Annotated in this window: 10 protein-coding genes, 1 pseudogene and 1 riboswitch; of the genes and pseudogenes, 6 read left to right on the top strand and 5 right to left on the bottom strand. The window is 68.0% G+C overall.

What is annotated here, in order from left to right:
* The first annotated feature begins 69 nt into the window (after window positions 1-69).
* The 4 genes from tsf (at window position 70) to QR77_RS30390 (ending at window position 3,611) form a co-directional block, all read left to right on the top strand.
* Window positions 70-912, top strand: a complete 843-nt coding sequence (gene tsf, locus QR77_RS30375) for a translation elongation factor Ts (protein WP_040025200.1) — start codon at window positions 70-72, stop codon at window positions 910-912.
* Window positions 913-1,079: 167 nt separating this feature from the next.
* Window positions 1,080-1,859, top strand: coding sequence for a UMP kinase (pyrH, locus tag QR77_RS30380; RefSeq protein WP_040025201.1), 780 nt, complete (start codon window positions 1,080-1,082; stop codon window positions 1,857-1,859).
* Window positions 1,860-1,983: 124 nt separating this feature from the next.
* Window positions 1,984-2,541 (top strand): ribosome recycling factor, encoded by a 558-nt coding sequence (frr, locus tag QR77_RS30385; RefSeq protein WP_040028915.1) that lies wholly within the window; start codon window positions 1,984-1,986, stop codon window positions 2,539-2,541.
* Window positions 2,541-3,611 (top strand): phosphatidate cytidylyltransferase, encoded by a 1,071-nt coding sequence (locus QR77_RS30390; protein WP_078877328.1) that lies wholly within the window; start codon window positions 2,541-2,543, stop codon window positions 3,609-3,611. Before frr ends, QR77_RS30390 begins: the two co-directional genes overlap by 1 nt.
* A gap of 69 nt (window positions 3,612-3,680) precedes the next feature.
* Here QR77_RS30390 and QR77_RS30395 read toward each other — a convergent pair whose 3' ends face one another.
* The 4 genes and pseudogenes from QR77_RS30395 to QR77_RS30400 form a co-directional block, all read right to left on the bottom strand.
* Window positions 3,681-4,985, bottom strand: coding sequence for a hypothetical protein (locus QR77_RS30395; protein WP_040025203.1), 1,305 nt, complete (start codon window positions 4,983-4,985; stop codon window positions 3,681-3,683).
* A 137-nt stretch (window positions 4,986-5,122) separates the two neighbouring features.
* Window positions 5,123-5,215: pseudogene (locus tag QR77_RS49290) on the bottom strand (integrase); the annotation flags it as partial.
* A 211-nt stretch (window positions 5,216-5,426) separates the two neighbouring features.
* Window positions 5,427-5,837, bottom strand: a complete 411-nt coding sequence (locus QR77_RS46120) for a hypothetical protein (protein WP_150130464.1) — start codon at window positions 5,835-5,837, stop codon at window positions 5,427-5,429.
* Between the two features lie 58 nt (window positions 5,838-5,895).
* Window positions 5,896-6,285, bottom strand: coding sequence for a hypothetical protein (locus QR77_RS30400; RefSeq protein ID WP_150130465.1), 390 nt, complete (start codon window positions 6,283-6,285; stop codon window positions 5,896-5,898).
* A gap of 390 nt (window positions 6,286-6,675) precedes the next feature.
* Here QR77_RS30400 and rlmN point away from each other — a divergent pair, with 390 nt between their 5' ends.
* Entirely contained in the window at window positions 6,676-7,782 is a 1,107-nt protein-coding gene (rlmN, locus tag QR77_RS30405; protein WP_040028917.1) for a 23S rRNA (adenine(2503)-C(2))-methyltransferase RlmN, read from the top strand.
* A 50-nt stretch (window positions 7,783-7,832) separates the two neighbouring features.
* Here the strand turns inward: rlmN and QR77_RS30410 are convergent, their stop codons facing one another.
* Window positions 7,833-8,669, bottom strand: a complete 837-nt coding sequence (locus QR77_RS30410; protein WP_052489757.1) for a DUF1932 domain-containing protein — start codon at window positions 8,667-8,669, stop codon at window positions 7,833-7,835.
* A gap of 70 nt (window positions 8,670-8,739) precedes the next feature.
* Window positions 8,740-8,867, top strand: a riboswitch (TPP riboswitch).
* A gap of 87 nt (window positions 8,868-8,954) precedes the next feature.
* Between QR77_RS30410 and QR77_RS30415 the strand changes: the two genes are divergently transcribed.
* Window positions 8,955-10,052, top strand: coding sequence for a thiamine ABC transporter substrate-binding protein (locus tag QR77_RS30415; protein WP_040025204.1), 1,098 nt, complete (start codon window positions 8,955-8,957; stop codon window positions 10,050-10,052).
* Window positions 10,053-10,149: the final 97 nt, after the last annotated feature.

Here is a 10,149-nt window from a genome sequence, read left to right on the forward strand (position 1 = left end):
GGGGGCCCAGGCCCCCGCCGTCCACCCGTAGACCCGTAGATCTTCGACTTCCGAGAGAGATTCACAGACATGGCGAACTACACCGCCGCTGACGTCAAGAAGCTCCGTGAGCTCACCGGCGCCGGCATGATGGACTGCAAGAAGGCCCTGGTCGAGGCCGACGGCGATGTCGACAAGGCCGTCGAGGTGCTCCGCGTCAAGGGCCAGAAGGGCGTGGCCAAGCGGGAGAGCCGCACCGCCGAGAACGGCGCTGTCGTCTCCCTCATCGCCGACGACCAGACCTCCGGCGTGCTCCTCGAGCTGAAGTGCGAGACGGACTTCGTCGCCAAGAGCGACAGGTTCCAGGCCGTCGCCAACACGCTCGCCGCGCACGTCTTCGCCACCACCCCGGCGGACCTGAACGCCCTGCTCGCCTCCGAGATCGAGGCCGGCAAGACCGTTCAGGCGTACGTCGACGAGGCGAACGCCAACCTCGGCGAGAAGATCGTCCTCGACCGCTTCGCGCAGTTCCCCGCGGACGGTGGCTTTGTCGCCACGTACATGCACCGCACCATGCCCGACCTCCCGCCGCAGGTGGGCGTGCTGGTCGAGCTGGACAAGGAGAACGCCGAGATCGCCAAGGACGTCGCGCAGCACATCGCCGCCTTCGCGCCGAAGTACCTCACGCGTGACGAGGTCCCGGCCGATGTCGTCGAAAACGAGCGCCGTGTCGCCGAGGCCACCTCGCGCGAGGAGGGCAAGCCCGAGGCCGCCCTCCCGAAGATCGTCGAGGGTCGCGTGAACGGCTTCTTCAAGGAGGTCACACTCCTCGACCAGCCGTTCGCCAAGGACAACAAGAAGACCGTCAAGAAGATTCTGGACGAGGCCGGTGTCACGCTGAAGCGCTTCGCGCGCATCCGCGTCGGCGCCTGACCGTCAGCGCAGTCGTACGCGAACGATGCCGGATCCCGCTAGGGTCTGGTGCAGTCGTCGGCCGTGTACGCGCCGGACGACAGCAGATCTGACGAGGAGGCCATTGCCGCTAGGGACACCCATACCCATCGGCAATGGCCTTCTTCGTATGTGCACGAGGAGATCCCATGAACAAGGGCGCGGACGCCAACCAGTCTGCCGACGACAAGAGCGACCCCGGCAAAGGCGCCGGGCGCTTCATGCTGAAGCTGTCCGGTGAGGCGTTCGCCGGCGGGGGAGGGCTCGGCGTCGATCCCGACGTCGTACACGCCATCGCCCGGGAGATCGCGGCCGTCGTACGCGACGGGGCACAGATCGCGATCGTCCTCGGCGGCGGCAACTTCTTCCGTGGCGCCGAGCTGCAGCAGCGCGGCATGGACCGGGCCCGCTCCGACTACATGGGCATGCTCGGCACCGTCATGAACTGCCTGGCCCTCCAGGACTTCCTGGAGAAGGAAGGCATCGACTCCCGCGTCCAGACCGCCATCACCATGGGGCAGGTCGCCGAGCCGTACATCCCGCTGCGCGCCGTACGCCACCTGGAGAAGGGCCGCGTCGTGATCTTCGGCGCGGGCATGGGCATGCCGTACTTCTCCACCGACACGACAGCGGCCCAGCGCGCCCTGGAGATCGACGCGCAGGCGCTGCTGATGGGGAAGAACGGCGTGGACGGGGTGTACGACTCCGACCCGAAGACGCATCCCGGCGCGGTCAAGTTCGACGCACTGGAGTACAGCGAGGTCATCGGCCGCGACCTGCGGGTCGCCGACATGACGGCGATCACGCTGTGCCAGGACAACAAACTGCCGATCCTCGTCTTCGAATTGCTGGCCGAGGGCAATATCGCACGTGCGGTCAAGGGTGAGAAGATCGGCACTCTCGTGAGCGACCAGGGCACCCGGGACTGACCGGGCCGCCCCGCACGGGGATGGACAAAGGCCTGCCGGTCGGACACCGTGCAGGAGAGACGCGACGCAGGTTCCGCCGGACCGGTGACACACCGGACCCACTCAAGACACGCAGGAGCAAGTGGTGATCGAAGAGACCCTCCTCGAGGCCGAGGAGAAGATGGAGAAGGCCGTCCTGGTCGCCAAAGACGACTTCGCCGCGATCCGCACAGGGCGGGCGCACCCGGCGATGTTCAACAAGATCGTGGCCGACTACTACGGTGCCCTCACGCCGATCAACCAGCTCGCCTCGTTCGCGGTGCCCGAGCCGCGGATGGCGGTGGTGACCCCGTTCGACAAGACCGCGCTGCGCAACATCGAGCAGGCGATCCGCGACTCGGACCTCGGCGTCAACCCGAGCAACGACGGCAACATCATCCGGGTGGTGTTCCCCGAGCTGACCCAGGACCGTCGCAAGGAGTTCATCAAGGTCGCCAAGACCAAGGCCGAGGACTCGAAGATCTCGATCCGCGCGGTGCGCCGCAAGGCCAAGGAGACGATCGACAAGTTCGTCAAGGACGGCGACGTCGGCGAGGACGAGGGCCGCCGCGCCGAGAAGGAGCTCGACGACCTGACCACGAAGTACGGCGCCCAGGTGGACGACCTGCTCAAGCACAAGGAAGCCGAGCTGCTCGAAGTCTGATGAACGACTCTTCCTGGGGCGCCCCGCCCGCTGCCGGCTACTGGCGACAGCCCGACCAGGGCGCTGCCCCGGCGGGTCCCGCATACGATGGGCAGGACGCACAGCAGACTCGCCCCATGCCCATCGTGCCCGACGGACCCGCCAACGGCGGGAACCAGGACGACGACCGGGGGGCCGCTCGGCCGGGCGGCCCCCCGTTCCGTCACGACCTGCCGCAGGAGCCCATGCCTGTCTCCCCGCCGCCACCGCCGGAGAAGAAGCGGGCGGGCCGCGACCTGCGCGCGGCGATCGGGGTCGGCCTCGGGCTCGGCGTCGTGGTCGTCGCTTCCCTGTTCATCGTGAAGGCCGTGTTCGTCGGCGTCATCGTGGTCGCCGCGGTCGTCGGTCTGTGGGAGCTGACCTCCCGGCTGGACGAGAAGAAGGGCATCAAGGCGCCCCTCGTACCGCTGGCCGTGGGCGGCGCAGCGATGATCATCGCGGGGTACCTGCGGGGCGCCGAGGGCGCCTGGGTCGTGATGGCCCTCACCGCGCTCGCGGTACTCGTCTGGCGGATGACGGAGTCGGCCGAGGGTTATCTGAAGGACGTCACCGCCGGGGTCTTCGCGGCGTTCTACGTACCGTTCCTCGCGACCTTCGTCGCGCTGCTGCTCACCCCGGACGACGGTCCGAGGCGCGTCCTGATGTTCCTCGTGCTCACCGTCGTCAGCGACACCGGCGCGTACGCGGTCGGCTGGCGCTTCGGCACACACAAGCTGGCGCCGCGCATCAGCCCGGGAAAGACCCGCGAGGGTCTCCTCGGCGCGATCGCCTTCTCCATGGTGGCCGGCGCGCTGTGCATGCAGTTCCTGATCGACGACGGGGTGTGGTGGCAGGGCCTGCTGATCGGCCTCGGCGTCGCGGTCAGCGCCACGCTCGGCGACCTCGGCGAGTCCATGATCAAGCGGGACCTCGGGATCAAGGACATGGGCACGCTGCTGCCGGGACACGGCGGCATCATGGACCGGCTCGACTCGCTGCTGCCGACCGCGCCGGTGGTCTGGCTGCTGCTGGTGGTCTTCGTAGGCTCCTGACCAGGGACGGTACGGGGGCCGGGTCGGACGGGCGCCCGTCCGACCCGGCCCCCGTCTCTCATCCGACGGTCACAGAGCGCTCAGGGGCGTGGAGAAGAGAATCCGTTCCGGGATGGCCTGCGGCTTCCACTTCGCGTCCTTGTTCGCGGCCCACTCGGTCTGCGTCCACACCTGCTTCGTGCTCCACCACAGGGACATGTCCTCGGTGTGTTTGCCCCAGCAGGCGGACGGTGTGCCGCATCCCGCGGCCGAGGTGGCGCCCGCGGTGGACAGCCGCCACAGGATGCCGTGCTGGCCGATCCCGCCGCGCGCGTCGGCCGTGTAGTACGCGTTCTGGTAGGCGAGCACGCTCTGCAGTCCCACGGCCTTGGTCTCCAGCGCTCCCGGCAGAACATTGGCCTTGCCGTTGCCGTCGACCGTCAGGGGCATCGCCCCGCCGGGTGCGGCGAGCTGGTAACGGAAGATCCGGGCGGGCTGCGCGCCGCCCGAGGAGAACCACTCGTTGGCGACGAGGGAGTACGGACTGGTCGTGCGGTCCAGCGTGATGGCGGCGACACACGGTGCGTTGTCGTCCGTGTCGGGGTCGCACTTCTGGCTCAGGCTGTAGGAGCCTATCGCCGGCATTATGTACTGGTATCCGTGGGCGGAGTAGCCGCCCGCCGTCTTGCCGACGGCGTCGCCGTTCACCGAGGCCTGGAGGATGTGCGCCATCGAGAAGACGAACAGGGCGTTGTGGCTGGCGTCTCCGTTCGAGGCCGTCACGATCAGCTTGTCGCCGTACCAGACCGCCCCGCCCAGGTGCGAACCCAGGTTGGTGAAGTTGGTCCCGCCCTCAGTGGGTACGGTCAGCAGGACCCAGCGGTACTTGAACGCCCCCGCGGTGTTCGCGTCGATGAACGCGACACGTGCCAGGTTTTCCCCCGCCCTGTTGGTCCAGCCCGACAGGATCACCTTGTTGGTGCCCCACAGACCGTCGTCGTCCGCGTCGCCCGACGAGGTGAGCCCCTGAGGCACCCACTCCTGGGTGTTCGCGTCGCCCGTGTCCCAGCAGTAAGCGGACGACACGGCGGGTTCGAGGGGCAGGGCGGCCGCTTCGGTGCCGAGACAGTCCCCCTTGTTGCGCATCGGATGGTTGGCGCTCTTGAGCACGGCGTCCACACCGACGTTGGGCAGCAGCGTGTCCAGGGTGTTTATGGTGCTCGCCGCGACCCGGTGCTCCTGCAACTGGAGCTTGCCGTACGCCGCCGAAGGGACGGGGGTGAGCGCGCCCGGGTTGTCACCGGGAGCCGCCCCGGCCGTCGTACCCGGCAACACGGCGACGAGCAGGGCCGCCGCGACGGCCGCGCATCTTCGAATGACCGAAATTCTGTCCATCCGTCCTCCTCGACAGGGTGCTGACACGCGATCAGGGTCCGGACCACTGGTCGATCCGGACCCTGAGATGCGCCGTGCCCCGAGCGTAGATCGCGCGCCTCCCGGGCCGGGAGGGTTTTTACTCGGCGACCGCCTGGCGCCTTGATGCTCTCCCCGGCGTACAGGAGCACCGATGCGTGGACGTGCCCAAGCGCGTGCATACCGTGCTCGCGCGCCGAGTCGTACGGCTCGGCCGGCTCGGCGTCCTCGGGATCCATCGCCGGACGCGCTACGAGGGCGAGGACCGCCTGCTGCCGCACATGTCGCTGAAGCAGGCGCACCTGTGACAAGAGGAATGGCGGAGAGCCGAAAGTGTTTCTTGTCTTCCGCCGATATCTTTCGGCTGCCCGCCTTTCCATACGAGGCGTAAAGGCAGCGAATATAACAATCCACGGTCGCCTGTCAAATGGTGACGTTGGCTTCAGCTCCGGTGTCGATGACGGTGGCTCCACTCATCACATACGCACCGAATCGAACCTTGCCACCCTCCGTCAGGTCATGCTTACAGATGACTGACGTGCCGGCCCCGTTCAAGTTCCGGCAAATGCTCTTCTCGCCGTCCCAGGCCTGCCACCACACTTCAACATGCCAGCCGTCAGCGCTTTCGTCCCGGATGGAGAAAATGTCCCCGTCACTCTGGAAACAAGCCGTAGCGGCCAGAACCTTCTTACCCTGGTGATTCGGATCATCGGCCTTGGAAGTGACACAGGTGGACGTCTGCGCTCCGAGTACGGTGGCACCGGCAGGTGTCGTACCCAGAATCAGGGCGGCAAGTGCTATACCGGCCATTGCGGCCGTTCTGATCCCGTTCATTGCATTTCCTCCATTTGTATGCGCGTCAAGATGGCTGGTCCGGCCGAGCTTGCGGCGTTCAGCTGCAGATGCCGCCCGCCGGTGATGTGCAGGCGTTGACCTGCTTCGACGAGCGGATCAGCTCGTTGCCTTCCCAGACGCTCGTCGAGAACGCCAGGAGCTGGTGCTCCGGGAAGTCGTAGGTACAGATTTCCTGGTAGCCGTTGCCGAGGAAGTTCTGACAGATGCCCTGCCGCCCCGGAACGGCCCAGGCGACCTCGACATGGTGACCATCGGCGGCCGTGTCGACGACGCTGAAGTAGTCACCGTCCGGCTGCCAGCAGGCGGACACCCCCGTAATGGTGTTGCAGATGGTGGGGCCGGCGGCGCTCGCGCTGGCCGGGCCGGTCATACCAAATGCAGCAAATGCAAAGGTTCCGACGGCGACGGCCAAAGCGGATTTGTGCATTCCAATTCCTCCTGTGAATCGGTCAGGTGTCTTTTATTCGCGAGGCGAATCACGCGTACTTGACCATGCATGACGTGTCTCCGTCAAGTCATTGCGGCGAAATTTGATGCCCCCGGATCCCGGCACACCCGTTATCCGAAATCGGAATTCCCCCGTCCTCCTTACGGCGCTATCGGAATCCCGTGACCCCCACGTCTGCTGTCCGCATACAGTCCGACAAAGGGAGCGGTGGCACGCCAGGACGACGAGGACCGGCCGCCGCCGCACATGTCGCTGAAGCAGGCCCACCTGTGACATATGTCCTGGGGGCCCTTCACGGAGGCGCCCGACAACTGCCCTGACCGGCCGTCGGGCTGGTCACGGCGCGCCGTCTGCGACACTGGTACGACCATGCCTGTACCCGGAGAACTCACATTCGTCGCGCCCCGCGGGGCCAAGAAGCCGCCCCGGCATCTCGCCGACCTGACCCCCGCCGAGCGCCGTGAGGCCGTCTCCGCGATCGGGGAGAAGCCGTTCCGCGCCAAGCAACTCTCGCAGCACTACTTCGCGCGCTACGCATCCGACCCCGAGCAGTGGACGGACATCCCGGCCGCCTCACGCCAGAAGCTCGCCTCCGAGCTGCTGCCCGACCTGATGTCGGTGGTGCGGCACATCTCGTGCGACGACGACACCACACGTAAGACGCTGTGGAAACTGCACGACGGGACGCTCGTCGAGTCCGTGCTCATGCGCTACCCGGACCGGGTCACCATGTGCATTTCCTCACAGGCCGGCTGCGGGATGAACTGCCCGTTCTGTGCCACGGGGCAGGCCGGGCTCGACCGTAATCTCTCCACCGCCGAGATCGTGCACCAGATCGTCGACGGCATGCGGGCCCTGCGCGACGGTGAGGTCCCCGGCGGGCCGACGCGGCTTTCCAACATCGTCTTCATGGGCATGGGCGAGCCGCTCGCCAACTACAACCGGGTGATCGGCTCGATCCGCCGGCTGACCGACCCCGAGCCCGACGGCCTCGGCCTCTCGCAGCGCGGGATCACCGTATCGACGGTCGGCCTGGTGCCCGCCATGCACCGCTTCGCCGACGAGGGCCTCAAGTGCAGGCTCGCCGTGTCGCTGCACGCCCCCGACGACGAGCTGCGCGACACCCTCGTCCCCGTCAACACCCGCTGGAACGTCCGGGAGGTGCTGGACGCCGCCTGGGAGTACGCGGAGAAGTCGGGCCGCCGCGTCTCCATCGAGTACGCCCTGATCCGGGACATCAACGACCAGGCGTGGCGCGGGGACCTCTTGGGCCGGCTGCTCAGGAACAAGCGGGTACACGTCAACCTGATCCCGCTCAACCCGACCCCGGGCTCGAAGTGGACCGCCTCGCGCCCCGAGGACGAGAAGGCCTTCGTCGACGCGATCGCCTCGCACGGGGTGCCCGTGACCGTACGCGACACCCGGGGCCAGGAGATCGACGGCGCCTGCGGACAGTTGGCGGCGGCCGAGCGGTAGGGCAAGGCGTCGACGGGGCGTACGCGGGGCCGCCGGGCGGCGGCGTCACGTCACGACGGGGTGTCCGGCATCCGGCGGTACAGCTCGGCGGCGGCCCGTGAAAAGCCGTCCGGCACCCCCAGCTCGGCCATCGTGTCGGCGGCCTCGTCCATCTCGCCCGCCCAGCGCCACGCCTTCGCACCGGCCTTCGTGTGCAGCGCGGCCACTCGCTCGTCGAGATCGACGCCGTCCCTGGTCAGCTCGGAGCGCAGCGCCTCACCCACGCCCGCCTTGTCGGCGGCCTCGGCCAGCAGCAGCCAGAGCGTCGGCAGCGCCTTGCTCTGGAGCGCGAAGCAGGCCTTGAGCGCACTCGCCGTGCCCGGCTCGGGGCCCAGCACCCGCGCCTCGAACGGCGAGCCTTCGAAGAGCCCGGCCACCTGATCGGCGTGGCGCCCCGAGAGCCACAGCACGCTCTGCCCGCGTTCCCAGGCGGGCGGCCCGATCACCGCGCCGTCCACCACGTGCTCGTCCCCGCCCAGCAGCTCGGCGACCCGCCGGACGGTGGCCGGGGAGACCGCGTTGGCCTCCACGTACAGCGGCCGGTGCGCCGGGTCCCGGCCGGCAAGGCCCGCCGCCACCTGCTCCGCCACGGCGAGGGCCGCGTGCGGCGGGCAGATGGAAATGATCACGTCGCACCGCTGTGCCAGCACGGCGACGTCCGGCACGGCGACGAGGTCGGCCAGCTCCGCACGTTTCGAGGTGGCCTGGGACCGTCCGGCCGCCGCCCACAGCACGGCGCCGGCCCGCGCCTTGAGTGCGGAACCGATCGCCGCCCCCATCGCGCCCGGATGCAACACACCGACCACGGGCCGGTCGTGTCGCGGACCGGGGTCACGTCGCTCGTTCATCTTCTTCATCCTCGCCGTCAGGGGGCATGTAGCCTTGAGTCGAACACCATCGTCATCCCGAACACCATGCATATTCCGACAGGGGAGCGCCACAGCGCTGAGAGTGCGGCACATGTCCGTGAGAGAGCGGACAGTGGTCGCAGACCCTCTGAACCTTGCCCAGGTCATTCTGGGTAGGAAGTTCGGACATCACTCAAGCTGTTGCGCCCTGCCCGGCGTCCGCTCCTCGCGAGCGGCCACCGGGCAGGGCCGCGTCTTCTCCTGGTCATCCCAGGAGGAAAACCAGTGGGCACCACCAGAAAGATGACGGTCGCCGTGGTGGCCGTCGCGCTCGGCGCCTCGACCCTCGCGGCCTGCGGCTCGGGCAGCTCGGGGACGTCCGGTTCCGGCGGCGGTACGACGTCCAAGGACGTCACCCTCGTCAGCCACGACTCCTTCGCCGCCTCCCCGGCCGTGCTGAAGGAGTTCACCCGGGAGACCGGCTACACCGTCCACGTACTCAAGAGCGGCGACGCGGGCGAGGCCGTCAACAAGGCGATCCTGACCAAGGGCGCCCCGCAGGGCGACGTCTTCTTCGGCGTCGACAACACCCTGCTCTCGCGCGCCCTCGACAACGGCCTGTTCACGCCGTACAAGGCGAAGGGGCTCGGCCAGGTCGACGCCGGGACCCAGCTCGACAAGGACAAGAACCGCGTCACCCCGATCGACTCCGGCGACCTGTGCGTCAACTACGACAAGAAGTACTTCGCGGACAAGAAGCTCGCGCCGCCGCAGTCCTTCGACGACCTGATCAAGCCCCAGTACAAGAACCTGCTGGTCACCGAGAACGTCTCGACCTCGTCGCCGGGCCTCGGCTTCCTGCTCGGCACCGTCGCGAAGTACGGCGACAACGGGTGGCAGAGCTACTGGAAGAAGCTCAAGGCCAACGGCGTCCAGGTGGTGGACAGTTGGGAGCAGGCCTACAACCAGGACTTCTCCGGCTCGGCCGGCGGCAAGAAGGCCGAGGCCGACCGGCCGCTCGTCGTCTCGTACGCCTCCAGCCCGCCGTCCGAGGTCGTGTACGCCAAGCCGCAGCCGGCCGAGGCCCCGACCGGGGTCTCCACCGGCACCTGCTTCCGGCAGATCGAGTTCGCGGGACTGCTCGACGGCGCGAAGAACCAGGCGGGCGGCAAGGCGTTCATCGACTTCATGATCAGCAAGCGTTTCCAGGAGGACATGCCGCTGAACATGTACGTCGACCCGGTGGTCAAGGGCGCCAAGGAGCCCGCCGTGTTCACGAAGTTCGGCGCCACCGTCGACCACCCCGAGACCGTGGCGCCGGACAGGATCGCGGCCAACCGTGACCAGTGGATCCAGGCGTGGACCTCACTCGTGGTCAAGTAACCACGGGCAAGCGAGGCGGCAGATGAGCGCTCATACGGCGACCCCGGCCGACGCGGCCGACGCCACCGGGCCGGCCGGCCCGGTCGGCCCGGTCGGC

The sequence above is a fragment of the Streptomyces sp. 150FB genome (assembly GCF_000818195.1).
GTDB lineage: Bacteria > Actinomycetota > Actinomycetes > Streptomycetales > Streptomycetaceae > Streptomyces.

Excerpts from the sequence above, each read along its gene's own strand:
- QR77_RS30395 (WP_040025203.1), bottom strand. The coding sequence starts at position 4,985 with ATGGACAGAATTTCGGTCATTCGAAGATGCGCGGCCGTCGCGGCGGCC.
- QR77_RS46120 (WP_150130464.1), bottom strand. The coding sequence starts at position 5,837 with ATGAACGGGATCAGAACGGCCGCAATGGCCGGTATAGCACTTGCCGCC.
- QR77_RS30390 (WP_078877328.1), top strand. The coding sequence starts at position 2,541 with ATGAACGACTCTTCCTGGGGCGCCCCGCCCGCTGCCGGCTACTGGCGA.
- rlmN (WP_040028917.1), top strand. The coding sequence starts at position 6,676 with ATGCCTGTACCCGGAGAACTCACATTCGTCGCGCCCCGCGGGGCCAAG.
- QR77_RS30400 (WP_150130465.1), bottom strand. The coding sequence starts at position 6,285 with ATGCACAAATCCGCTTTGGCCGTCGCCGTCGGAACCTTTGCATTTGCT.
- pyrH (WP_040025201.1), top strand. The coding sequence starts at position 1,080 with ATGAACAAGGGCGCGGACGCCAACCAGTCTGCCGACGACAAGAGCGAC.
- tsf (WP_040025200.1), top strand. The coding sequence starts at position 70 with ATGGCGAACTACACCGCCGCTGACGTCAAGAAGCTCCGTGAGCTCACC.
- QR77_RS30410 (WP_052489757.1), bottom strand. The coding sequence starts at position 8,669 with ATGAACGAGCGACGTGACCCCGGTCCGCGACACGACCGGCCCGTGGTC.